Origin of the sequence: Vibrio sp. V38_P2S17PM301 (assembly GCF_009904845.1) — a bacterium.
GTDB lineage: Bacteria > Pseudomonadota > Gammaproteobacteria > Enterobacterales > Vibrionaceae > Vibrio > Vibrio proteolyticus.
The window spans coordinates 19,239-41,652 of the sequence record NZ_WXWO01000089.1; the positions used below are offsets into that span (position 1 = coordinate 19,239).

General features: G+C 50.7%; 26 protein-coding genes and 1 pseudogene. 9 read left to right on the top strand and 18 right to left on the bottom strand.

What is annotated here, in order from left to right:
• Position 1: 1 nt before the first annotated feature.
• Both CAG64_RS18955 and CAG64_RS18960 read right to left on the bottom strand, forming a co-directional pair.
• Positions 2–1,342, bottom strand: coding sequence for a Na(+)-translocating NADH-quinone reductase subunit A (locus CAG64_RS18955; protein ID WP_161447394.1), 1,341 nt, complete (start codon positions 1,340–1,342; stop codon positions 2–4).
• Between the two features lie 418 nt (positions 1,343–1,760).
• Positions 1,761–2,072 carry a BolA/IbaG family iron-sulfur metabolism protein gene (locus tag CAG64_RS18960; RefSeq protein ID WP_161447396.1) on the bottom strand — a complete coding sequence of 104 codons (312 nt, stop codon included), beginning with the start codon at positions 2,070–2,072 and terminating at the stop codon, positions 1,761–1,763.
• 163 nt (positions 2,073–2,235) lie between these two features.
• Between CAG64_RS18960 and CAG64_RS18965 the strand changes: the two genes are divergently transcribed.
• The 4 genes from CAG64_RS18965 (at position 2,236) to CAG64_RS18980 (ending at position 5,930) form a co-directional block, all read left to right on the top strand.
• Complete coding sequence (locus CAG64_RS18965) at positions 2,236–3,369, top strand: methyltransferase (RefSeq protein WP_161447398.1); 1,134 nt, start codon at positions 2,236–2,238, stop codon at positions 3,367–3,369.
• A gap of 17 nt (positions 3,370–3,386) precedes the next feature.
• Positions 3,387–3,956 carry a YajG family lipoprotein gene (locus CAG64_RS18970; protein WP_021705883.1) on the top strand — a complete coding sequence of 190 codons (570 nt, stop codon included), beginning with the start codon at positions 3,387–3,389 and terminating at the stop codon, positions 3,954–3,956.
• Positions 3,956–4,504, top strand: a complete 549-nt coding sequence (locus tag CAG64_RS18975) for a peptidylprolyl isomerase (protein ID WP_161447400.1) — start codon at positions 3,956–3,958, stop codon at positions 4,502–4,504. The genes CAG64_RS18970 and CAG64_RS18975 overlap by 1 nt, the downstream gene beginning before the upstream one ends.
• 64 nt (positions 4,505–4,568) lie before the next feature.
• Positions 4,569–5,930, top strand: a complete 1,362-nt coding sequence (locus tag CAG64_RS18980; RefSeq protein ID WP_021705885.1) for an AmpG family muropeptide MFS transporter — start codon at positions 4,569–4,571, stop codon at positions 5,928–5,930.
• 53 nt (positions 5,931–5,983) lie between these two features.
• Here CAG64_RS18980 and CAG64_RS18985 read toward each other — a convergent pair whose 3' ends face one another.
• The 3 genes from CAG64_RS18985 to CAG64_RS18995 all read right to left on the bottom strand — a co-directional run bounded on the left by CAG64_RS18985 (position 5,984) and on the right by CAG64_RS18995 (position 8,016).
• Positions 5,984–6,661 carry a ChrR family anti-sigma-E factor gene (locus CAG64_RS18985; protein ID WP_021705886.1) on the bottom strand — a complete coding sequence of 226 codons (678 nt, stop codon included), beginning with the start codon at positions 6,659–6,661 and terminating at the stop codon, positions 5,984–5,986.
• Positions 6,658–7,242: an RNA polymerase sigma factor gene (locus CAG64_RS18990; protein ID WP_161447402.1), complete on the bottom strand. Its 585-nt coding sequence runs from the start codon at positions 7,240–7,242 to the stop codon at positions 6,658–6,660. The genes CAG64_RS18985 and CAG64_RS18990 overlap by 4 nt, the downstream gene beginning before the upstream one ends.
• 174 nt (positions 7,243–7,416) lie before the next feature.
• On the bottom strand, positions 7,417–8,016 hold the full coding sequence (locus CAG64_RS18995; RefSeq protein ID WP_161447404.1) for an LON peptidase substrate-binding domain-containing protein: 600 nt from the start codon (positions 8,014–8,016) through the stop codon (positions 7,417–7,419).
• A 328-nt stretch (positions 8,017–8,344) separates the two neighbouring features.
• On the opposite strand from CAG64_RS18995, the gene CAG64_RS19000 reads away from it, so the two are divergent.
• From CAG64_RS19000 to csdA, 4 genes are all read left to right on the top strand, one after another.
• A complete protein-coding gene (locus CAG64_RS19000; protein WP_021705889.1) occupies positions 8,345–9,190 on the top strand; it encodes a nucleoside-specific channel-forming Tsx family protein in 846 nt (281 codons plus the stop codon).
• Positions 9,191–9,296: 106 nt separating this feature from the next.
• Positions 9,297–10,187: a 2-dehydropantoate 2-reductase gene (panE, locus tag CAG64_RS19005; RefSeq protein WP_161447406.1), complete on the top strand. Its 891-nt coding sequence runs from the start codon at positions 9,297–9,299 to the stop codon at positions 10,185–10,187.
• Entirely contained in the window at positions 10,184–10,786 is a 603-nt protein-coding gene (locus tag CAG64_RS19010; RefSeq protein WP_161447408.1) for a DJ-1 family glyoxalase III, read from the top strand. Before panE ends, CAG64_RS19010 begins: the two co-directional genes overlap by 4 nt.
• Positions 10,783–11,994, top strand: coding sequence for a cysteine desulfurase CsdA (csdA, locus tag CAG64_RS19015; protein ID WP_161447410.1), 1,212 nt, complete (start codon positions 10,783–10,785; stop codon positions 11,992–11,994). The genes CAG64_RS19010 and csdA overlap by 4 nt, the downstream gene beginning before the upstream one ends.
• A gap of 98 nt (positions 11,995–12,092) precedes the next feature.
• Here the strand turns inward: csdA and ndk are convergent, their stop codons facing one another.
• The 11 genes from ndk to trmJ all read right to left on the bottom strand — a co-directional run bounded on the left by ndk (position 12,093) and on the right by trmJ (position 20,526).
• Complete coding sequence (gene ndk / locus CAG64_RS19020; RefSeq protein WP_021705893.1) at positions 12,093–12,518, bottom strand: nucleoside-diphosphate kinase; 426 nt, start codon at positions 12,516–12,518, stop codon at positions 12,093–12,095.
• A gap of 72 nt (positions 12,519–12,590) precedes the next feature.
• Complete coding sequence (pepB, locus tag CAG64_RS19025; protein ID WP_161447412.1) at positions 12,591–13,889, bottom strand: aminopeptidase PepB; 1,299 nt, start codon at positions 13,887–13,889, stop codon at positions 12,591–12,593.
• A 166-nt stretch (positions 13,890–14,055) separates the two neighbouring features.
• Positions 14,056–14,250 (bottom strand): Fe-S cluster assembly protein IscX, encoded by a 195-nt coding sequence (gene iscX, locus CAG64_RS19030; RefSeq protein WP_021705895.1) that lies wholly within the window; start codon positions 14,248–14,250, stop codon positions 14,056–14,058.
• A 55-nt stretch (positions 14,251–14,305) separates the two neighbouring features.
• A complete protein-coding gene (gene fdx, locus CAG64_RS19035) occupies positions 14,306–14,644 on the bottom strand; it encodes an ISC system 2Fe-2S type ferredoxin (RefSeq protein WP_021705896.1) in 339 nt (112 codons plus the stop codon).
• Positions 14,645–14,657: 13 nt separating this feature from the next.
• Positions 14,658–16,511, bottom strand: coding sequence for a Fe-S protein assembly chaperone HscA (hscA, locus tag CAG64_RS19040; RefSeq protein ID WP_161447414.1), 1,854 nt, complete (start codon positions 16,509–16,511; stop codon positions 14,658–14,660).
• A 36-nt stretch (positions 16,512–16,547) separates the two neighbouring features.
• Positions 16,548–17,063 carry a co-chaperone HscB gene (hscB, locus tag CAG64_RS19045; protein WP_161447416.1) on the bottom strand — a complete coding sequence of 172 codons (516 nt, stop codon included), beginning with the start codon at positions 17,061–17,063 and terminating at the stop codon, positions 16,548–16,550.
• Between the two features lie 52 nt (positions 17,064–17,115).
• On the bottom strand, positions 17,116–17,439 hold the full coding sequence (gene iscA / locus CAG64_RS19050) for an iron-sulfur cluster assembly protein IscA (protein WP_021705899.1): 324 nt from the start codon (positions 17,437–17,439) through the stop codon (positions 17,116–17,118).
• 69 nt (positions 17,440–17,508) lie between these two features.
• A complete protein-coding gene (iscU, locus tag CAG64_RS19055; protein ID WP_021705900.1) occupies positions 17,509–17,892 on the bottom strand; it encodes a Fe-S cluster assembly scaffold IscU in 384 nt (127 codons plus the stop codon).
• 41 nt (positions 17,893–17,933) lie between these two features.
• Positions 17,934–19,148: an IscS subfamily cysteine desulfurase gene (locus CAG64_RS19060; protein WP_021705901.1), complete on the bottom strand. Its 1,215-nt coding sequence runs from the start codon at positions 19,146–19,148 to the stop codon at positions 17,934–17,936.
• A 27-nt stretch (positions 19,149–19,175) separates the two neighbouring features.
• On the bottom strand, positions 19,176–19,682 hold the full coding sequence (gene iscR / locus CAG64_RS19065) for a Fe-S cluster assembly transcriptional regulator IscR (RefSeq protein WP_081693170.1): 507 nt from the start codon (positions 19,680–19,682) through the stop codon (positions 19,176–19,178).
• 112 nt (positions 19,683–19,794) lie between these two features.
• A complete protein-coding gene (trmJ, locus tag CAG64_RS19070; RefSeq protein ID WP_161447418.1) occupies positions 19,795–20,526 on the bottom strand; it encodes a tRNA (cytosine(32)/uridine(32)-2'-O)-methyltransferase TrmJ in 732 nt (243 codons plus the stop codon).
• A gap of 176 nt (positions 20,527–20,702) precedes the next feature.
• Between trmJ and suhB the strand changes: the two genes are divergently transcribed.
• Positions 20,703–21,506, top strand: coding sequence for an inositol-1-monophosphatase (gene suhB, locus CAG64_RS19075; RefSeq protein WP_021705904.1), 804 nt, complete (start codon positions 20,703–20,705; stop codon positions 21,504–21,506).
• Positions 21,507–21,582: 76 nt separating this feature from the next.
• Here suhB and CAG64_RS19080 read toward each other — a convergent pair whose 3' ends face one another.
• Both CAG64_RS19080 and CAG64_RS19085 read right to left on the bottom strand, forming a co-directional pair.
• Complete coding sequence (locus tag CAG64_RS19080; RefSeq protein ID WP_161447420.1) at positions 21,583–22,146, bottom strand: cysteine hydrolase family protein; 564 nt, start codon at positions 22,144–22,146, stop codon at positions 21,583–21,585.
• A gap of 132 nt (positions 22,147–22,278) precedes the next feature.
• Positions 22,279–22,414: pseudogene (locus CAG64_RS19085) on the bottom strand (IS200/IS605 family transposase); the annotation flags it as partial.

Below are 22,414 nucleotides of genomic sequence, written 5' to 3' on the forward strand. Positions count from 1 at the left end.
ATTACCCTTCCTTCTCAATCTTATCCAGGCATTCACGCAGCAGTTGACCGTACTCGTATTTGCCAGGACATACAAAGGTGCACAATGCCAGATCTTCTTCATCCAGTTCCAGAGCACCCAGACGTTGAGCACTGTCTGAATCGCCGGCACATAGATCACGAAGTAGCAAAGTAGGTTCCATATCCAGTGGCATCACACGTTCGTAGTTGCCAATTGGAACCATTGAGCGGTCACTACCATTGGTCGACGTTGTCATATTGAACAACTGACCTTTGAACAAGTGACCCAGGTAAGCACGGGTTACAGAGAACTTGTTTTTACCAGGCATTGCCCAGCCAAGCAGCTCTTTGTCACGACCTTCGCGAAGAACAGAAACCTGAACGTGGTAACGCCCCAGGTAAGCATGAGGACCCGTTGCTTTTACACCACTCAGTACAGAACCAGAGATAATACGAACTTCGCCAGGCATCAGTTCATTATCTGTCAGCTCTTCCAGACTCGCACCAATCAGGGTACGAACCAGACGAGGGTTATTGACAACCGGACCAGCCAGAGACACAACACGCTCGGCGTGCAACTCACCCGTCAGGAACAATTTACCGACAGCGATAACGTCCTGATAGTTGATGCTCCACGCAACATTGTCTGCATTAACCGGGAACAGGTAATGCATGTGTGTGCCTGCAAGACCTGCAGGGTGAGGGCCATCAAAAACATGTTCTTCAACATTTGACTGTGAAGAGCGAGGTAGGCTGTTGCCTTTCTTACAAACGTAAACCTTGCTTTCTGTCAATGCCGACAGAATGTCCAGACCAGCGACAAACGCCTCTGACTGTTCGTTGATGATGAGTTCAGGATTCGCTGCCAGTGGATTGGTATCCATTGCCGTAACGAAGATTGCCTGAGTTGAAGACTCGATTGCCGGAACCTTGCTGAAAGGACGAGTACGTAAAGCGGTCCACAGACCAGAGTCGACCAGCTGAGTCTTAATCGCTTCACGATCCAGACCGGCCAGTTGGCTGGCTTCAAACTTATCGAATGTTACCTGCTCATCACCTGCCACTTCGATCACTACGGATTGAAGGACACGTTTTGCGCCACGGTTAACTTCGATCACTTTACCGCTTGCTGGAGAAGTAAACTTCACACCTGGGTTCTTCTTGTCTTCAAAAAGAACTTGGGCTTTTTTCACTTCATCGCCTACGCGAACATGCATAGTAGGACGCATGCCAACGTACTCTTCGCCAAGCAAGGCGACTTTAGTGATGGCTTTGCCATCATTAATCACCTGGGATGGAGTTCCTGCGATAGGAAGATCCAAACCCTTCTTTATTGTAATCATACGCACTTGCACTACTTTTATCGGGAAAAAGATTCTTTTGATTGCGTAACTTTTAGACACGACATCAGTGTCCGGTTTTGGCATCGTTTCAAACGCCAAAATCGCAACATCCTATTAAAAACCTCGTCACAGAAAATACGCGAGATTTATCAGGTGCGATAGTTTAGCATTTTTTGGGAACTTGATGCCATGACCAATAAATGGATTCGACGCGATATTTCCAAGGAATTGAGTTTAAAAGGCTAAAGAATAGTCATAACTTTGAAGCGACGCACAAACCTAAAATGTCACACCCACTTTAGGGTTATTCATGCATTCACAAGATGAAACAAACGTAAATAAACGTTTCATTTCATTAATTTGTTGTCACTCTGTTAACAAATCAATGGACAAAAAAGGAGCTGACGCTCCTTGTTGATTAACGCTTATCGCCGCCCATACACATCGGGCTGTCTGGTGCACTTTCTTGCTGCGCTTTCCACTCTTCAGGCGTGTAAGTATGCATCGACAACGCGTGCACACTGCCAGCCAACTCTTCGGCCAAAAGTTCATTAATCTGGCGGTGTCTTGCCAAAAGTCGCAGGCCTTCAAACGCACTGCTGACCACCACCACTTTAAAATGACTTTCAGAGCCAGGCGGGACGTTATGCATGTAACTCTCATTATCAACCCGCAGATAATCCGGGTTAAGCGCATTATGGATTTTAGATTCAATAGCTTGTTGGATCATATTTCTTCCTGACTTACCCATTCAGGGTATCAATGGAACGACGGATTGCGTCGGTTACTGAACAACATTTTACCTCCGCCTAAACGGGATAGGAAGGTTTTAGTTTCCTGATGGATTGCCATTTGCGACAATAGCGTCAAAGCAAAAATCTGCCACGGCAACTATGAAAACTGAACTTTCGCTTTTCGAGCGGACATTAACCCTACACCGCTTTCCAAAGCGAGCCAACGAAACCCTACAAGCCTGGGACGCCGGCGACGAATACCTGATCCAACATGTCGAGGCATTGGCTCTGCCTGCCGGCCACCACATCGTTATTCTGAACGACCATTTCGGCGCCCTATCCTGCTGGTTCGCGCAACATTATCGCGTCACGATGATGAGCGATTCTTTCATTGCGCATCAGGCCACACAGCACAACCTGACGGCCAATCAGAGTGGAACCGTGACATTCGCCACCAGCATGGATGCCATTCCTGCCGACGCCGATCTGGTGTTGATGCAAATCCCAAAAAGTAATCGCCATCTGGTATGGCAGTTGCGTCAGCTCCGCCAGGCTCTGCCGGACCATGTGCCGATCATTGGCGTGAATAAAGCACGGGAAATTCATACTTCCACATTGAAGCTGTTTGAGCAGCACCTGGGACAAACGACAACGTCTCTGGCCTGGAAAAAACATCGCCTGGTGCTCTCCCAAGCCAATGCTGAGCACTGCCCTGCCGTAGAACAAGACACCACGTGGGCTGTCGAAGGCGAGTCAATTCAGCTTAAAAACCGCGCGAACGTCTATTCGGGAGAAAGTCTCGATCTGGGCGCACGCTTCATGCTGAAGCACCTGCCAAAAGACGACAAACTGGAACGTATCATTGACCTCGGCTGTGGCAATGGCGTCCTGTCAGTCAAACTGGGGCAGTTGAACCCGAATGCACGCCTGGTCTGCGTCGATGAGAGTTTTATGGCCGTGGCCTCTGCCCAGCAAAACCTCTTGGACAACCTTGGCCCGGAACGTCATGTCGATTGCTTCGCAAATAACTGTCTGGACGGGTTTGATCCTGCTTCCGCATCACTGGTCGTGTGTAATCCGCCATTTCATCAACAACTGGCGATCACCGACCACATCGCCTGGCAAATGTTCTGTGATGCAAAGCATGTTCTCACACAAGGTGGCCAATTATTGGTGATCGGCAATCGCCACCTCGGCTACGATGGTAAGTTAACGAGATTGTTTGGCCGAGCTCAGGTAAAAACCGTGGCAGCCAATAATAAATTTGTTATTTTACAGGCAACTAAATCGTGAATAAAAAGGATATATCCATGAGAAAACTGGTTCTGGCAGCGTCAATGGCCCTTCTCACCGCTTGTGCTGCTCCTCAACAGGAACAAATCAACTTTTTGCCAAAAGCCACGCTGAGCAACAGTGACCTCGTGAAAGGCGCCACCTATAACCTGTCGAGCAAAGACGTTCGCTCCGCTCAATACGTGGCACTGGTCGACAGTGGCCGTTCACACATCGAACCGATTCATTCGAAGCAGAATGTGCGGATCGCCGTAGAAACGGCTCTGGCGGACCAACTGGCTTCACAAGGTTTCAGAACATCAGTGAACAGCGAAAACGTCATTGAGATCGAAATCCAGGAAGCGCTGGTGAACGTCAAGCACTCGGTCATGTCGAACGACATGGATGCCAAAGTCGTGCTGGAAGTCACCGCAGAGACCCCTCAGGGCAAACTGGTCAAGACGTATACAGGCACAGCGCAGCGTTCCGGTACATTGAGCGCCTCCAACCAGGAAATTGAAACCGTTCTTAACGATACCGTGAACTTAGTGCTGAAAGAGATCTCTAACGACCGAGAACTCAAACAATACATGCAGGAGCGTTTTTAATGCTGAAACAATGGGTTGCCGCTACACTGGCTCTGATCAGTTGCGGTGCGTTCGCCGGGCCTAAGGTGGAGTTTGATACCACCCTGGGCTCATTTACGGTTGAACTCAATCAGGAGAAAGCGCCGGTAACGGTCGCGAACTTCGTTAAATATGTTGAAGATGGCAGCTACGTAGGCAGTCTGTTTCATCGTATTATACCGGGATTTATGGCTCAGGGTGGCGGCTTTGACCAAGAAATGAATCGCCTGCCAACCTACGCGCCGATAAAAAATGAAGCATCGAATGGTCTGAAAAATGATCGTGCTACGCTGGCGATGGCCCGTACTAATGATCCAAACTCGGCCACCCGCCAGTTTTTCATCAATCTGGTCGACAACGATTTCCTCAACTACGCGCAGCGCCCACCTGGCTACGCGGTCTTTGGTGAAGTCACCCAAGGTTTTGATGTCGTCGAGAAAATGGCTCAGCAACCGACCCGCTCTTCCGGCCGGATGCAGGATGTTCCCGTTACACCGATCGTGATCACCAAAGCCACTCTGATTAAATAATCCATCCGGCTCTGAGCGCTCCTGCTCAGAGCCTTTCTCACCATTTAGCAGGACTCCGAGTTTTATGTCATCAGATTCGTCTTCACTTACCTGGATGGGTACGGTCCGCAGTTACCTGGATAAACGCTTGTTGTGGGTGTTTATGCTGGGATGTTCCAGTGGCTTTCCCTGGGTCCTTATCGGCTCCAATATGACAGGCTGGCTGAAAGACGCAGGAATGACACGCGCCGCAATCGGCTATTTTGGCAGTGTCTTTGCTGTCTATGCGATTAACTTCCTTTGGGCTCCCTTGGTGGATCGGGTAAAACTGCCAATATTGCACAAGGCACTGGGACAACGCAGAAGCTGGGTACTGTTGTGTCAGATGGTCGTATTGGTGTGCACTCTACTGATCGCCGGCGTCAATCCTGCCACTCAAATTGTTCTGACATCGATGCTGGCTCTGGGAATCGCGATTGCATCGGCCACTCAGGATATCGCCATTGATGCCTTCCGGATTGATACTTTTCCTAAGTCGCAAGCCAGCAAACTGCCACAGGCATCGGCTATGGCAGTGATCGGTTGGTGGACCGGTTATTCTCTGCCGGGTTATGTGGCTTTTATCAACGCTGACTCGATAGGCTGGAACGGGGTGTACTACGGCATGGCCTTGATCGTCGGCCTGTTGATGTTGTTTACTCTGCTGGTTGGCGAACCAGTTACCCAGCGGGAACAACTTCAGGCGCAGGCGGAAGAGCGCCACAATGCCCTGGTCGGATCTCGTGTTGTCGCCTGGCTGACGGTAACCGTGCTGGAACCGTTTATGGACTTTTTCCGGCGCAATGGCACCCGGGTCGCAATCACCATTTTATTGTTCGTCTTCCTGTTTAAAATTGGGGAAGCGTTTCTTGGCCGCATGTCGATTGCTTTTTATAAAGAGGTCGGTTTCAGCAATGAACAGATAGGTTATTACTCCAAACTGATCGGTTGGGGCGCCACCATGCTGTTTACGCTGATCGGCAGTATGGTCAATGTCCGTTTCGGCATCGTGAAAGGGTTGATGATCGGTGGCACAGCAATGGCTGCAAGTAACCTGATGTTTGCCTGGATTGCCGAAGTCGGTCCTAATGAGCAGCTGTTCTTGGCGACTATCTTCGTCGATAACTTTACCACAGCCTTCTCAACCGTAGCGTTTGTGTCTTTCCTGACGGTGCTGACCGGACAAGCGTTCTCCGCAACACAATACGCTCTGCTGGCATCACTGGGCAACTTTGGACGCACCACTCTGGCGTCTTTCAGTGGCGAACTGGCCGATTACCTCAATAACTGGTCACTGTTTTTTGTGCTCACGGCCCTGATGGTGATCCCAAGCCTGATCATGTTGTATTCGCTTCGCCACTATTTCACCGATTTACTCAATAAAGCGCATCGTCACGACGAGAATTAGACCAGCCTCAAACGATAAAAAAAAGGGATGCTCTGCATCCCTTTTTCATCATGTTATGGGTAAAGCCCCTTGCCAAATAAATTGAAGATCCTCGCGACACCCTGAGTGAAGAGCATAGGCTCGGTCAGCACCGTCATACACAGGCAATCTTCCCCGGTACGTGTAAACGGGCTGTGACGAACCGACGCGTCACGGGTCATGAAATCGCCGGCTTCGTAATGTCCGTCTTCGTCACTAAAGCCGCCGTGCAGCACTAAAGTGGACTCCAGCCCCTTGTGCGTGTGTTGCGGGATGTGGACATCTTCAGCGATGTACATCAGATTGACCCGCACATTGTCCTCGCCCAAATCCATGGCCGCGCTGTACACCTTACCGCCATAACTGCGCCACTCACCAATCTGTCGTACATGCTTGCTCAGCGTACCAGGCAGACGAAATTGCTTACCGTTCACTTCTAACACAGCTGCTGGCGGCGCTTGCACCGCTTTGGGTTGAATAGGATCCAAAGCCACGATGGCCTCGAACATTCCGGCAAATTCCTCACTGCCGTTGGCCACCAGCGTTGCCGGCCCGTTCATTACAGCCTGAGCGCATTCCCGCTCTTTGACTGCAACTAACGCTCTGCAACGACTGCATGACTCAAGGTGCGTCGCCACTGCCAGTCCATGAACCGCATCGATTGAACCAGCTGCATACGCATCTAAAAGATGTTGTTCCGGATGATAACTCATAACTGCCCCGCTTCTATTGAGTGTCGTAATTTTTCCACGGCCAGACGCAATCTGGACTTGACGGTTCCGAGAGGAATATTGAACATGTCGGCCACCTGCTGATGAGGCAGGTCTTCTAAATACACCGCCCTCACCACGGCTTGTTGCGCTTCGGGCAACAAATCAAGAAACTTGACCACCTGCTCTTTCAACATGTCATGCTCCGGCGCATAATGCTCCACCAAATCTGGCGGACAGTAGTCGGCGGGCCAGATATCTTCGGAATGAATGTGCAATTCCCGCCCTTTCTGCTTACGCAGTAAATCAAAGCACAGGTTTCTAGCTATGGTGTAAATCCAGGTCGATAATGAACTTTTACGACCATCGAATAAGTGTGATTTCTGCCATACCGTCGTCAACGTTTCCTGCACCATTTCTAGCGCCACCTGTTCGTTGCCAATGTGCTTATAAGCAAACTGCTTTAACCGCGGTGAAAAGTGAGTAAAAACCTGTGCAAACGCGCGCTTGTCACGTTGTTTGACGCGGTTCATACATTCTTCCCACTCCGCGCGGGTCATATCCTGGGAACTGGTTTGACTCATGTGCTTCCCTATCCCTTAACACTCAGAGTTAGACTGAGCGTGATTGTGTCCGTATTTCACTGACTTCATTGCCTAGTTTACGTTTAACCATCACGTTGCGATCACAACGGCGTGTAACATTTACGGCCGCCCTGCAGTCTCCTAATTATAGTGACTGCGTCCACACACACCATTCTAGGAAGACCATTTACTTTGCGTCGTCACACTGCTCTCAATTGCCATGCTCAAAAAGTGCATAGCCGCGCTACAGTCCCGTTGCCCGGCCAACTGTTCCATCTGCGTGCATTCCAGTGGCAATATCTCCAACCAGCGTTGGCTGACCCAGCTTGCGTCATCAAAAAAACAGTGCGAGTACAAGTCGCCTATCTGGGGGAACTGCCGATAGACAAATTGGAGCTGTTCACTGATATATTTTTGTGATCGTTCGATTTTCTGCTGAGACCAGTTGTCCAGCCAACGCACGTGGGCTTTGCGCAATCCATCAAACTCGGCTGCAACACGCTCGACCACAAAGCGCTGAGTACCGGACACGGTGATCCCCAGTAACCCGTCGTCTAATGTTTCGAAGTCAACGATTTTTACGTAAGTACCAATCGACGACACGTTACCCGGTGCCAGACCGGCGTCACTGTCCAGCAGACAGATACCAAACCCACTGTTTTGTCGCGAACACTCAGCAACTAAACGCTTATAACGTGGCTCAAAGATACGCAAACTCATTTTACCTTCGGGCAACACCATTGAACTCAGCGGAAACAACTTAATTTCGTTCATCTACACATTCCTTTTAGCTGGCACCCCTTATTACGCAAGGGGTGCCAGCCCGATCACTAACGAAAAATGTTGGTTTAACGATAAGCATAAAAAAACCTAAAAATCACCAAGAAAACGATCAAGATCACACAGAAAATGAAAAACTATGCAACACAAAATAAGTTCCGTGAAATAAAACGAAGTTGAGATCTTCGTCACTAATTTTGTTTAGTTTTGCACTGGGTATCACTTTCAATTGAGATTTTTATCGCTATCATTCCCGCCATCTGGAAGCACGGCAATCAGATCGTGTATCCAAAAAACAAACAAACCTATAGAGAGTCCCCTTATGCGTAAATCACTTTTAGCTCTTAGCTTGTTAGCAGCGACTTCCGCGCCAGCTCTGGCCGCTGACTACTCAGATGGCGATATCCACAAAAACGATTACAAGTGGATGCAGTTTAACTACATGTACTCAATCGATGAGATGCCTCGCGTAAAAGGCGCTGACGACAACGCCCACGATTACCTGGAAATGGAATTTGGCGGTCGCTCAGGAATCTTCGATCTATACGGTTACGTTGATGTATTTAACCTAGCGACTAAAGACAATCAGGATAAGTCCATCGAGAACGGCGCTCCTGACAAAATGTTCATGAAATTTGCACCGCGTGTTTCTCTGGACGCAGTCACTGGTAAAGACCTGTCTTTCGGTCCTGTACAAGAGCTGTACTTTGCAACTCTGTACAACTGGGGTGGTAACAACGGTGGTGTAAACAACTCTTTCTGGGGTCTGGGTTCTGATGTGAACGTACCTTGGCTGGGTAAAGTTGGCTTGAACGTGTACAGCCTTTACGACATCAACAAAAAAGACTGGAACGGTTTCCAAATCTCGACCAACTGGTTCAAACCATTCTACTTCTTCGAGAACGGTTCATTCATTTCTTACCAAGGTTACATCGATTACCAATTCGGTATGGATGATGATGCAGGTAACAAGTTTGGCACGACATCCTCTAACGGTGGCGTAATGTTTAACGGTATCTACTGGCACTCCGAGCGCTTTGCTGTTGGTTACGGCCTGAAAGCATACAAAGACGTTTACGGCGTGAAAGACGGTCTGGACATTGGTAACGGCCTAGAGCTTGAATCAACTGGTTTCAGCCACTATCTGGCAGTAACCTACAAGTTCTAATCAGAACTCTGCTTTTAAAAATGGCGCCGGATGGCGCCATTTTTGTTTGCTTTCCTGAGACAGGACATTATCCTTGCTCCCATTCGCAACAACCGTGGGAAGCAGGATGAATATTGTGGTTGTCGGCCCAGGTGCCATCGGCTCGTTATGGGCCTGTCATCTGGCTCTGGCCGGGCACAACGTGTCGCTATGGAGTCGCCAACACGTGACTTCAATTAATCTGGCACTGGGTAAGACACCAAGCCTCTCCTTTGCCAATCATCAGCACTCTGCATTAACCAAAGCGGATATGCTGCTGGTGACAGTCAAAGCCTGGCAGGTTGACGCGGCCATACGGCCTTTGATTCCCCATCTCGACCCTCGCACAATATTGCTGTTTTGTCACAACGGGATGGGCGCGCTTGACCAACTGGCGCCAACGCTCTCCTCGCACCCGATGGTTCTGGCCACCACGACACACGGCGCATTCAAACCAACCCCGAATCAGGTGAATCACACCGGCCTGGGTCACACGCAACTGGGGGCTTACAACACGCTGGGACAGCAGTGTCAGTTCCTGACCGACGTTCTGCACCACGCACTCCCAGACGTGCAATGGAATGAGCATATCCAGTCCGCGCTGTGGCACAAACTGGCGATCAACTGCGCCATTAACCCGTTGACCGCGTTACATCAGTGTCGCAATGGTGATTTAGCAGACCCGCAATTTCAGGCACCACTGGAGGCCATCATCGACGAGTTAGTTCAGGTGATGCACGCTGAATCCATCGATGTATCCAAGCAAGCTCTGCGCAGTAACATTTACAGCGTCATTGCGGCCACAGCGACAAACTTTTCCTCCATGCAGCAGGATGTTTTCTACCAGCGGAAAACCGAGATAGACTTTATTACGGGTTACCTCCTTCGCCGGGCCACACATCATGGTATTGAGGTACCAACGAATAGCGCCCTGTATCAGCAGATTAAACACACAGAATTAAGTTGGACTTCATCATGACCAAACGTGTACTTATACCGATTGCTCCTGGCATCGAAGAGATGGAAGCAGTCACTGTTATCGATATTATGGTTCGGGCCGGATATGAGGTGGTGGTCGCCAGCGCAGACTTTGAAGGCGAGCTGACGATGAAAGCCTCGCGAGGCGTTACACTGACGGCCGATTGCAAACTGGTTGACATTGCTGATGAAGAATTTGATGCCGTTATCTTACCGGGCGGCGTCGGGGGGGCTGAAACCTTCAGAGACAGCACTGTGTTGGTCGAAATCGTTCGCCAACAAAAATACGATGGCCGCCTGGTTGCCGCCATCTGCGCAGCTCCGGCACTGGTCTTGCAGCATCACAATCTCTATCCCGGCGCTCTGATGACCTGTCACCCTGGCTTTCAATCGCACATTCCGGCTGACAAATGGCGCCCTAAACGCGTTACGATTGACATCAATCACAACCTGATCACCAGTCAGGGGCCGGGCACCGCTCTGGAGTTCGCGATGGAGATCATCATTAAGCTGTCCGGTAAACAGCTGGCAGCAGAGGTGGCAGAACCCATGGTCGTGATCCCGACACTGCAATACCACAAACTGAGTAACGACGCATGATAGACATCGCTGCGATCCGGGCGCAGTTCCCGGCCCTGCAACAACAGGTCAACGATTCATCACTTGTCTACCTCGACAGTGCCGCGACCACACAAAAGCCGCAAGTGGTGATCGATGCCATTTCCCGCTACTACAGTTCACAAAACGCCAATGTACATCGCGGCAGTCACAGCCTGACGGCTCATGCCACCAGCCAGTTTGAAGCAGCCCGAGACAAGGTCGCTGAGTTTATCGGTGCCTCGACAAGTAAAGAGATCATCTGGACCCGGGGCGCCACCGAAGCCATCAATCTGATTGCCCAAACATACGCGCGCGGCACGCTCCAGCCTGGCGATGAAATTCTGGTTGGTGAGATGGAGCATCACGCGAACATTGTGCCTTGGCAAATTGTTGCTGAGCAAACCGGCGCCAAGGTGGTGAAAGTGCCCATGACGCCGGATTGCCAGTGGGATATGACGGCATACGACCAATTACTCAGTGCTCGCACCCGAATCGTGGCGCTGGCGCACATCACCAATGTCACTGCAACGCGTCAGCCAATTGAAACCGTCATTACCAAGGCACATCAGTACAATGCCGTTGTAGTGGTTGATGGTGCTCAGGGAATCGTGCATGAATCGGTCGATGTCACCCAGTTGGATGCAGATTTCTATGTCTTTTCCGGCCACAAACTTTACGCGCCGGCTGGCATCGGCGCGCTGTATGGCAAACTGACCCTGTTGGAAGCCATGCCACCGTGGCACGGCGGAGGCAAAATGGTGGAGAAAGTGACGTTCGGACACACCACTTACTCAGCGTTGCCGGGCAAATTTGAAGCCGGCACCCCCAATGTGGCTGGCGCCATCGCACTGGCCAGTGCCATCGACTGGTATCAACAGTTTCCGCGCTCTGAGGTCGAAGCGCATCTGCATCAATTGCAACAACGCACCTACGCTGCGTTGGCGGCCATGGCTGACATCCGGGTACTGGGTTATCAGCCTGATGCGGCAGTGCTGACGTTTGTCATGGAAGGCGTGCATCATCAGGACATCGCAACCTTGCTCGATCAACAAGGGATCGCAGTGCGGGCCGGGCACCACTGTGCACACCCGCTGATGGACGCCCTCAAGGTGACCGGGACGGTGCGGATTTCCTTTGCGATCTACAATACTTCGGAAGATGTGGAACGTTTGATTGCTGCGCTTGAGAAAGCGGTCGATATGCTCTGAAAACCGTTGCGCCGTCAATGTGTGAATGCACATCAGGACAAAACAGAAAAATCAAAAAAGCCCCGGAACAATTCCGGGGCTTTGTTATTCAATTCGATTTAACGTGGATGAACTTCTGCCTGCGGGAAGAAAAATTCAATCTCGCGAGCCGCTGATTCCGGGCTGTCTGAGCCATGAACCGAGTTATGACGCATGCTCAGTGCGTAATCCGCACGTAGCGTGCCACATGCCGCCTCTTCCGGGTTAGTTTTTCCCATCAGTTCACGATAACGCGCAATGGCGTTTTCACCTTCCAGAACCTGCACCATGATGGGGCCAGAGGTCATGAACTCTTTCAGTGGTTCAAAAAAAGGTTTGCCTTCGTGCTCGGCGTAGAATCCACGCGCTTGATCTTCTGTCAGGCGAACCATTTTCGCCGCAATGATGGTCAGACCCGCTTTTTCAATACGATGGTAAATCTCACCAATCAGATTACGTTCGACTGCATCGGGCTTAATAATAGAAAATGTTCTTTCCAGAGCCATAAGAGGTATCCTTCTACTTCATATCATTGTAGTTATAAGTCTGGTTCCGCTGTTCGCGGAACCAGTAATACTTTATTTGTCGGCCTGCTCCACCAGCACTCGGGCCAGTGTACGCACGCCCATACCGGTGGCACCCGCCGCCCATTTGTCTGACGCCGCTTTACGGTAAGTACCTGCACAGTCAAAGTGCAGCCAGCCGTGCTTATAATCGTCGACAAAGTAGGACAAGAACGCCGCGGCTGTGCTGGCGCCCGGAGAGTAGTCACCAGAGCTGATGTTCGACAGATCCGCAAAGCTAGAAGGCAACATCTCACGGTGGAAATCAGCCACAGGCAGTGGCCACAAACCTTCCTGTTCATGACGAGCGGCCGTCAGTGCCTGATGAGACAACTCATCGTCAAAGCTCATCAACGCATGGTAATCGTTACCAAGCGCATTCTTGGCCGCGCCCGTCAAGGTCGCGCAGTCAATGATCAGTTGCGGCTGTTGCTCTGAAGCGTAAATCAGACCATCCGCCAACACCAAGCGACCTTCAGCATCGGTGTTCATGATTTCGACAGTTGTCCCGTTTTTGTAAGTGATGATGTCACCCAGTTTCAGCGCACGACCAGAAACCATGTTTTCAGCACAGCACAGGATCAATTTTACCCGCTTGTTCAGGCCACGCATGATGGCCAGTCCCAGGCCACCGGTAATGGTGCCGGCGCCGCCCATGTCTGCTTTCATTGCCGACATAAAATTCGATGGTTTCAGGCTGTAACCACCAGAGTCGAACGTAATGCCTTTGCCCACCAGACAGGCGAATACCGGTGCATTCTCATCCCCTGTCGGGTTGAAGTCAAGCTGCAGCATGGCAGAGGTACGTTCAGAGCCACGCCCCACGGCAAAAATGCCTTCCCAGCCTTCGGCCAGAAGATCGCGATCTTTCACGATGCGGCTGGTAACGGTACCTTCAGGAGCCACGGACTTGATAAACTCAGACGCCAGCGTCGCCAACTGACGTGGTGCAATTTCTTCCGCACTTTTGTTGATAATATCGCGTGTCCAGTCAGCCGCTTTAATACGAGCCAGCAACTCATGTTGCTCGCCTTCTGCCAGCGCTGACCATTCTAGCTGGTTGTTCTTTTTCGGATTACGGTAACCTTGATGAAAAGTCCAGATCGTCTCCAGATCCCAACCATCACCGGCGAGTGAGATTGTACGAATACCCTGTGCATCTAATTTGCGCGCCGCTCGCTGAATCGCGTCCTGAGCATTCCCCTGAGTCAGGTGAATGGTGGTGCCATTTTCAGAAAATGAGAGCAGTGCCTTGTCTCCCCACTGAGGCTGGGCAGGTTCACGGCTGATAAAAACTGACATATGTGCAGACATGGTTTCTCCTTGTCTTTCCGCGGCTTTGCCTGGCCGCACTATTCATAACCATCGAATGTTAGCATTATGTAGGGTAAAAATGTCAACTTGAGAAAAAAACGGACCATAAGGTCCGCTTTTTTTAGTAAGAATTGTTAACTGCGCAGGGTTTTGCCAAGCGAAATGCTTAGTCCATTTCGTCCATCCAGCACAGGATCACCGCTTCGAGGATTTTCTCGTTTGAGCGGTTAGGCTCATCGTCAAAATCCTCCAAATCCAGAATCCACTGATGCAGATCGGTAAAACGTACGTTTTTCGGATCGATGTCCGGAAATTTATCACACAGTTCAATCGCAATATCGCGCGAATCAGTCCATTTCATAACGGTTTCCTGTCTTACTCACAGCGGTTACCCTGAGTATAACCGCCATGCATGATTAGTGATCTTCTTTCGCCAGGTTAATGGTGTAACGAGGGATCTCAACCACTAAGTCCTCATCGGCCACTTTCGCCTGACAGCCCAAACGGGATTCTGGCTCCAGCCCCCAGGCTTTATCCAGCATATCATCTTCCAGCTCATCACTTTCATCAAGCGAATCAAAGCCTTCACGGATAATCACGTGGCAAGTCGTACACGCGCACGACTTCTCACACGCGTGTTCGATCGCAATGCCGTTTTTCAACGCAACGTCCAATACCGTTTCGCCTTCGCTGGCTTCAAGTACCGCCCCTTCCGGGCAAAGATCCTGATGAGGGAGAACAACAATTTTTGGCATAGTTTTAATCTCTTTAAATATCGTCGACAGACTGACCGGCCAGTGCGGCACGGATTGATTTGTCCATTCGGCGAGAGGCAAAATCCTGGCTCGCTTTATCGGTGTCCTTGATGCCCTGCTCAATCGCTGCGACATCATCACCATTACGCCGTTCGATCAGCGATTCGATCGCGGTGACAAGCGCCTGACGCTCACTCTCACTGAGCAGCTCGTCGCCATCCGCCTGCATCGCTGCGATCAGGCCTTCAATTACCCGATCCGCTTCCACACGCTGTTCCGCCAACGCACGCGCTTGCATGTCTTCTTTTGCGTGCGTCATTGAGTCTTTCAGCATATTCGCCACTTCATCGTCACTCAGACCATACGAAGGCTTCACCTGAATCTCAGCCTGAATACCGGTGCTTTTCTCCATTGCGGTGACCGACAGCAAACCATCGGCGTCCACCTGATAGGTGACCCGAATGTGAGCAGCGCCTGCGGCCATAGGCGGAATGCCTTTCAGAGAGAAACGGGCTAACGAGCGGCAGTCATCCACCATTTCTCGCTCTCCCTGCACCACATGCACTGCCATCGCGGTCTGGCCATCTTTAAACGTGGTGAACTCCTGCGCACGCGCCACCGGAATCGTGGTGTTGCGCGGAATGATTTTCTCCACTAAACCGCCCATGGTTTCAATACCGAGAGACAGCGGAATCACATCCAGCAGCAGCATCTCAGAATCTGGCTTGTTTCCGGCCAGTACATCCGCTTGCAGGCCGGCGCCAATGGCAACCACTTCATCAGGATTAATGCTGGTCAGCGGGGTGCGATTGAAAAACTCCCCCACCATATCGCGGACCAGCGGCGTACGCGTCGACCCACCGACCATCACCACATCGTGGACTTCATCGGTGTCCACGTCCGCATCTTTCAGTGCGCGGCGGCATGACATCAGCGTTTTTTTCACCAGAGGGCGAATCAAATCATCAAATTCATCACGGCTCAGCGTACCTTGCCACCCCAGCACATCAAGCTCGGCGACGTCGCGGTCTGATAACGCAATTTTGGCCGCAGTGGCCGCATTGAGCAACGCGCGGTTGTCGCCAGCACTCAACGGCCCGTCAATGCCAATTTTGGCTTGCAGATGTTCAGCCACCAGATGGTCAAAATCATCGCCACCCAGCGCAGAGTCACCGCCCGTGGCCAGCACTTCAAATACCCCTTTCGACAGGCGAAGAATCGAAATATCGAATGTGCCGCCACCCAAATCGTAGACCGCTATCACCCCTTCCTGACCGGAATCAAGGCCGTAGGCGATCGCCGCCGCCGTCGGCTCATTGAGCAAACGCAAGACATGCAGACCCGCCAGACGGGCTGCGTCTTTCGTACTGGCACGCTGTGCATCATCGAAATACGCAGGGACGGTAATCACAACCCCGGACAACTCGCCACCCAGAGTATGCTCGGCGCGTTGAGCCAGTGATTTCAGAATCTCAGCCGAGACCTGAACCGGGTTTTTCGCGCCCTGTGCCGTTTGCAGTACCGGCAGGCCATTCTCACTTTCACTTAACTGATAAGGCAGTGTCGGATAACGTTGCTGGATGTCAGCCAGTGAACGGCCAATCAGGCGTTTTACAGAAATAATGGTATTTTGCGGATCTTGCTGCGCCTTATCTCGGGCGGCGTAACCCACTTGCGTGTCTTCTTTGGCATAATGCACAACAGACGGCAGAATGCTTCTGCCTTGCTCATCGGTCAGCGTTGCCGCACTGCCACTGCGTACGGACGCCACCAAAGAGTTTGTTGTCCCCAGATCGATCCCCGCTGCCAGCTTATGCTCGTGTGGCGCGCTACTCTGACCTGGCTCTGCAATTTGAAGTAATGCCATTATGGGTCCTTTTTCGGTTCCTTGTTGAAGCGCGGGTTAGCCCGCTAACTTGTCTTCAACCAGTTCAATCTCGTGTTTTAACTTGGCGACAAATTTGAGTTTGCGTACACGATCAGCGGCTTCATTCCACAACCCGCTATCCAGTTCGCGCTCGACTTCCGCCAGATGATGTCGGTACATTTTGCTGACCTTGCTGTCAAAGTCAAAAAGTCGATCCATCGCATCGCTGTCATCCGCCAGCGATTCCAACTCTTCGCGCAGTTCCATCTGCTCCATCAGGAACATGGGATCCTGCATCGTCTGCTGCTCACCGCGGATTTCTGCCCCATTTTCAGCCAACAGGTACTCCGCACGCGAGAGCGGATTTTTCAGCACTTGGTAGGCGTCATTGATCTGCGCTGCTTTTTGCACGGCTAACAGGCGATCTCGCTCGGAAGCTGAGGCAAAATTGTCTGGGTGGAATCGCTTTTGCAGTTCACGGAACTGAGAAGAAAGAAGGCTACCATCCAGCTGAAACTGACTTGGTAGCCCAAATAATTCAAAATGGTTCATAGCATTCGCTCAGGATAGTCAGTGCCGGGCCAGACGGCCCGACGGTTTTTGCTCAAACGTTGAAACTCTCACCACAACCGCATTCGCTTTTCGCATTCGGGTTGTTGAATTCAAAACCTTCGTTAAGGCCTTCTTTGACGTAATCCAGCTCGGTACCATCGAGGTAGACCATGCTTTTTGCATCAATGATGATTTTCACGCCGTTGTGTTCAAAAACCTGATCTTCTTCATTCAGATCGTCAACAAACTCCAGCACATACGCCATACCTGAACACCCAGTCGTTTTCACGCCCAGACGCAAACCGATACCTTTGCCTCGATTTTCCAGGAATGTTCTCACGCGGGATGCTGCGTTTTCAGTCAGAGTGATGGCCATACTGCACCTTTATCGTTGTCTGTTAGGTCGAACGAATGGGGAGTAAAGGGCTCCCCATAATTTAAAGTCTTACTGTTGGTGTTTTTTCTTGTAATCTGCAACCGCGGCTTTGATCGCGTCTTCAGCCAGAATTGAACAGTGAACTTTCACCGGAGGCAGTTCCAGCTCTTCCGCGATTTCAGCGTTTTTGATTGCTGCCGCTTCGTCGATTGACTTGCCTTTCACCCACTCAGTAACCAGTGAACTTGAAGCGATTGCACTACCACAACCGTACGTTTTGAACTTCGCATCTTCGATAATGCCTTCTGGCGTTACCTTGATTTGCAGTTTCATTACGTCACCACAAGCTGGGGCACCGACCATACCGCTACCGATGCTTGGGTCTTCTTTGTCGAACGAACCTACGTTACGTGGGTTCTCGTAGTGATCAATTACTTTTTCGCTATATGCCATGATAAATTACCTCGAATCCTCTACTTCTGTCCTTGGAACGATTAGTGATGCGCCCATTCAACGGTGCTCAAATCGACTCCCTCTTTGTACATATCCCATAGAGGAGACATGTCACGCAGCTTGTTAACCGCTACGCGGATTTGTTCAATTGCGTAATCCACTTCTTCTTCGCTCGTGAAACGACCGAATGAGAAACGGATTGAGCTGTGAGCCAGCTCATCGTCCAGACCCAAAGCACGCAGTACGTACGACGGTTCCAAACTGGCTGATGTACAAGCACTGCCTGACGAGACCGCCAGGTCTTTCAGAGACATCAACAGCGACTCACCTTCAACGAACGCAAAGCTGATGTTCAGGTTATTTGGCAGGCGCTGCTCCAAATCTCCATTGATTGTGACCGCTTCCAGATCTTTTACGCCATCCAGCAGACGGTTACGCAATGCCAGAGCGTGATCGTAATCTTTCTGCATGTCTTCTTTTGCAATGCGGAATGCTTCACCCATACCAACGATCTGGTGGGTTGCCAGTGTGCCTGAACGGAATCCACGTTCGTGGCCACCACCGTGCATCTGGGCTTCCAGACGGATACGTGGTTTACGGCGAACGTACAGGGCACCGATGCCTTTCGGGCCGTAAATCTTGTGCGCCGACAGAGAAATCAGGTCTACTTTCATTTCCTGAACATCGATCGGCAATTTACCCGCAGATTGCGCAGCATCGACATGGAAGACAATCTTACGCTCACGACACAGTTCACCGATCGCGGTGATGTCTTGAATCACACCGATTTCGTTGTTCACGTGCATGATTGACACCAGAACCGTGTCATCACGCATGGCTGCCTGCAGTTTGTTCAGGTCGATAAGACCATTTGACTCAGGCTCCAGGTACGTCACTTCGAAACCTTCACGTTCAAGCTGACGACATGGGTCAAGCACCGCTTTATGCTCTGTTTTACACGTGATGATGTGTTTGCCTTTCTTATTGTAGAAATGCGCCACACCTTTGATCGCCAAGTTGTCCGACTCCGTCGCACCAGAAGTGAAGACAATCTCACGCGGGTCCGCGTTCAGCAGGTCAGCAATCTGCTCACGAGCCGTGTCCACTGCTTCCTCTGCCTGCCAGCCATAACGGTGCGAACGTGACGCCGGGTTACCGAATGCGCCATCCATTGTCATGTACTGAACCATTTTTTCAGCAACGCGAGGATCGACCGGGCAGGTTGCTGAATAATCAAGATAAATAGGCAGTTTCATTCTTTACTCCAATGTAAAACATCGCCGCTATGAGCGAACATTCACACCGATGGGGGCGGTGTTTGATTTTTTCTGTGCGAACCCATTGTTGACCGACAGCTCAATATCCTGACGATCTGAAATTTCCAGGACTTCATTATCAATCATTAACTCACCCAGGGTGATGTTATTCAGGAAGTCGCTGATGCGTGAACTTAGATCACGCCAAAGTGTGTGAGTCAGACAGCGCGTACCGCCCTGACAATCACCTTTACCATTGCATTTGGTCGCGTCCACAGACTCATCCACCGCAGCAATCACAGTGCCGATGGAAATCGTCGTCGCTTCTGCGCCGAGGCGGTAACCACCGCCAGGACCACGCACGCTAGCCACCAGGCCTGCTTTGCGCAGTTTAGAAAACAGTTGCTCCAGATAAGAGAGCGAAATTCCCTGGCGTTCTGAAATATCCGCCAGTGGAACTGGGTTTTGTTGCGAATGCAGAGCCACATCTAACATGGCTGTTACCGCATATCTTCCTTTAGATGTAAGTCTCATATCACACCATATCCACTTTGTTTGTGTGGTATGAGTTTTTCATACCTGACTAAAATGGTCAAGTATTTATTTGAGTAAATTAGTCAGGTATTTAACCACTAAATAAAAGCGGTTATTTCTTATTCATCAGACTTTTCTCTACCGCGGTCAAAACGCCACGTAAGATATTGATTTCTTGAGCCTCTGGTCTTGCTCGGCTAAACAGACGACGCAGTTTGTTCATCACCTGTCCTGGTTGCTGCTCAGAAATGAACTGGGTGTCCAGCATCACTTTTTCAAGGTGTTGGTAAAAACGTTCCAGCTCCTGATGGCGCGGATAGCCCTGTGCTTCTTGAGGCGGATACTGCTGTTGCTGGCGATTGAGATGTGCCATACGCACTTCGTAGCTCAAGGTTTGCACTGCCATGGCCAGATTGAGCGAACTGTACTCCGGGTTTGCCGGAATGCAAACATGATAATGGCAACGTTGCAACTCTTCATTGGTCAGACCGGTTCGTTCACGGCCAAACACCAGTGCGACCGGGTGTTGCTCACCTTCCACCGCAAAACGCTCACCGCATTCACGCGGCTCCAGCATCGGCCACTCCAGCGTTCGGGAACGGGCACTTGACCCCACCACCAGACCGCAATCTGCAACCGCTTCTTCCAGCGTTGAAACCACGGGCGCATTCAAAGCGATTTCACTCGCTCCAGCCGCCAGTGCCACCGCCTGAGCATCCACTTCACATTGAGGGTCAACCAAAACCATCTGGCTCAGTCCCATCACTTTCATTGCTCTGGCAGCAGAGCCGATATTACCTGAATGTGATGTGCCGACCAGCACGACTTTGACGTTATCTAACATGGATTTCATACCCCAAATGGAAAAGCCGCACGATATTAACACATACCTGAGTAAAATGGTCAGACCCTCGAACTTTGTGCAACTAAAAGTTCAAAAAATAACCACTTCCTTTTTGAAAAAACTTTGATATACTGCCGCCCGCTTTTTCGTTCTTTAACATCCGTTGGGAAACCCGTATGCATCCAATGCTAAATATCGCTATTCGCGCTGCGCGAAAAGCAGGCAACCATATTGCTAAATCTCTAGAAAACGCCGAAAAAATCGAATCAACACAAAAAGGCATTAACGACTTTGTTACGAACGTAGACAAAGAAGCGGAAGCTATTATCGTTAGCACTATCAAAGCGTCATATCCTGAGCACTCAATCATCGCTGAAGAAGGCGGTCTGATGGAAGGCAAAGACAACGACGTACAATGGATCATCGACCCACTGGATGGCACCACAAACTTTGTAAAAGGTTTGCCTCACTTCTCTGTATCTATCGCGGTTCGCATCAAAGGCAAAACTGAAGTTGCCTGTGTTTACGATCCTATGCTGAATGAACTGTTCACCGCACAACGTGGTTCAGGTGCTCAGCTGAACAACGCACGTATCCGTGTTAAGCAACTGAAAGATCTGCAAGGTACTGTTCTGGCAACGGGCTTTCCGTTCAAGCAGAAACAACACTCTGAATCTTACTTCAAGATCATGACATCACTGTTCACCGACGTTGCCGATTTCCGTCGCACAGGCTCTGCCGCTCTGGATCTGTGTTACGTGGCAGCGAACCGTGTCGATGGTTACTTTGAGCTGGGCCTGAAACCTTGGGATATGGCTGCAGGTGAGCTGATCGCTCGTGAAGCGGGGGCCATCATCACCGATTTCGCTGGTGGTACTGATTACATGAAATCAGGCAATGTTGTCACCTCCAGCGCACGCGGTGTGAAAGGCATCCTGAAACACATCCGTGAAAACGGCAACGAAGCGATGATGAAATAATCGCGACTGTGTAATGCTAAGCCCGTCACGCTGATTACCAGTCTAAGCCCCTGCACCATAAGTGCCGGGGCTTTTTTTATACCGTCGGACTCTCCAACAGTCGAATCACCTCTGCGCTGTCACACACCTGGCCCAGACGAGGAAAAATTTTGTCACAGGCATGACAGTGGTTGTACGGGTCCAGATCCGCCATGGCATCACGGCACAATACGACATGATACCCAAGCTCAAACGCCTGCCTGGCCGTGGACTCCACCCCAATACTGGTCGCAATACCGCACACCACCACCTGCGTGATCCCACGCGCCTGCAACAGAGAATGCAACTCGGTATTAATAAACGCTCCCCAATTCCGTTTGGTGAGCAAAATATCCTCTTCTCGCCGCGGTAAAGCCTCAATGAGTTCCTCCCAGTCCGACGCAGGCTCAACACGGCTTGGTCCGACATCAGTGCGACCCGGTGCACTGCCAGCCACATTCACCAACACGACGGGCTGATCTGCCCTGTGGAAGGCCTGAATCAACGCAACGCTGTGCTCGACAGCACGTTTGGCGTCCTGAGCGGGCGGGAGCGGGACAATACCGTGTTGTAAATCAATCACAATCAGCGCGCAGTGGCGATCAAGCGTAGTAATAGGCATAGAGCCCTCCTTAAGCGTCAGACATAAAAAAAGTATCCACCGGCATAGCCGGTGGTTTTTCATATGCGCCTATAAGGCTCTCCTACTGGCAGCGCCCTAGCAGGCGCGTAGTGATCTGACATTTGCATATGACTATTTCCTGCGGCCCGTAAACGGGCTACCTGAATACGGGATCGACAATTGCTCTCCCATTTTATCCTGTTCTAGTTGGTGCTTTATGTAACTTTGTATCTTGCCGGTGTTTTTTCCTACCGTATCGACATAATAC

Bases quoted from the DNA above. Each gene is read 5' to 3' on its own strand.
- CAG64_RS18955 (WP_161447394.1), bottom strand. From the start codon at position 1,342: ATGATTACAATAAAGAAGGGTTTGGATCTTCCTATCGCAGGAACTCCA.
- CAG64_RS18960 (WP_161447396.1), bottom strand. From the start codon at position 2,072: ATGATCCAACAAGCTATTGAATCTAAAATCCATAATGCGCTTAACCCG.
- CAG64_RS18965 (WP_161447398.1), top strand. From the start codon at position 2,236: ATGAAAACTGAACTTTCGCTTTTCGAGCGGACATTAACCCTACACCGC.
- CAG64_RS18970 (WP_021705883.1), top strand. From the start codon at position 3,387: ATGAGAAAACTGGTTCTGGCAGCGTCAATGGCCCTTCTCACCGCTTGT.
- CAG64_RS18975 (WP_161447400.1), top strand. From the start codon at position 3,956: ATGCTGAAACAATGGGTTGCCGCTACACTGGCTCTGATCAGTTGCGGT.
- CAG64_RS18980 (WP_021705885.1), top strand. From the start codon at position 4,569: ATGTCATCAGATTCGTCTTCACTTACCTGGATGGGTACGGTCCGCAGT.
- CAG64_RS18985 (WP_021705886.1), bottom strand. From the start codon at position 6,661: ATGAGTTATCATCCGGAACAACATCTTTTAGATGCGTATGCAGCTGGT.
- CAG64_RS18990 (WP_161447402.1), bottom strand. From the start codon at position 7,242: ATGAGTCAAACCAGTTCCCAGGATATGACCCGCGCGGAGTGGGAAGAA.
- CAG64_RS18995 (WP_161447404.1), bottom strand. From the start codon at position 8,016: ATGAACGAAATTAAGTTGTTTCCGCTGAGTTCAATGGTGTTGCCCGAA.
- CAG64_RS19000 (WP_021705889.1), top strand. From the start codon at position 8,345: ATGCGTAAATCACTTTTAGCTCTTAGCTTGTTAGCAGCGACTTCCGCG.
- panE (WP_161447406.1), top strand. From the start codon at position 9,297: ATGAATATTGTGGTTGTCGGCCCAGGTGCCATCGGCTCGTTATGGGCC.
- CAG64_RS19010 (WP_161447408.1), top strand. From the start codon at position 10,184: ATGACCAAACGTGTACTTATACCGATTGCTCCTGGCATCGAAGAGATG.
- csdA (WP_161447410.1), top strand. From the start codon at position 10,783: ATGATAGACATCGCTGCGATCCGGGCGCAGTTCCCGGCCCTGCAACAA.
- ndk (WP_021705893.1), bottom strand. From the start codon at position 12,518: ATGGCTCTGGAAAGAACATTTTCTATTATTAAGCCCGATGCAGTCGAA.
- pepB (WP_161447412.1), bottom strand. From the start codon at position 13,889: ATGTCTGCACATATGTCAGTTTTTATCAGCCGTGAACCTGCCCAGCCT.
- iscX (WP_021705895.1), bottom strand. From the start codon at position 14,250: ATGAAATGGACTGATTCGCGCGATATTGCGATTGAACTGTGTGATAAA.
- fdx (WP_021705896.1), bottom strand. From the start codon at position 14,644: ATGCCAAAAATTGTTGTTCTCCCTCATCAGGATCTTTGCCCGGAAGGG.
- hscA (WP_161447414.1), bottom strand. From the start codon at position 16,511: ATGGCATTACTTCAAATTGCAGAGCCAGGTCAGAGTAGCGCGCCACAC.
- hscB (WP_161447416.1), bottom strand. From the start codon at position 17,063: ATGAACCATTTTGAATTATTTGGGCTACCAAGTCAGTTTCAGCTGGAT.
- iscA (WP_021705899.1), bottom strand. From the start codon at position 17,439: ATGGCCATCACTCTGACTGAAAACGCAGCATCCCGCGTGAGAACATTC.
- iscU (WP_021705900.1), bottom strand. From the start codon at position 17,892: ATGGCATATAGCGAAAAAGTAATTGATCACTACGAGAACCCACGTAAC.
- CAG64_RS19060 (WP_021705901.1), bottom strand. From the start codon at position 19,148: ATGAAACTGCCTATTTATCTTGATTATTCAGCAACCTGCCCGGTCGAT.
- iscR (WP_081693170.1), bottom strand. From the start codon at position 19,682: ATGAGACTTACATCTAAAGGAAGATATGCGGTAACAGCCATGTTAGAT.
- trmJ (WP_161447418.1), bottom strand. From the start codon at position 20,526: ATGTTAGATAACGTCAAAGTCGTGCTGGTCGGCACATCACATTCAGGT.
- suhB (WP_021705904.1), top strand. From the start codon at position 20,703: ATGCATCCAATGCTAAATATCGCTATTCGCGCTGCGCGAAAAGCAGGC.
- CAG64_RS19080 (WP_161447420.1), bottom strand. From the start codon at position 22,146: ATGCCTATTACTACGCTTGATCGCCACTGCGCGCTGATTGTGATTGAT.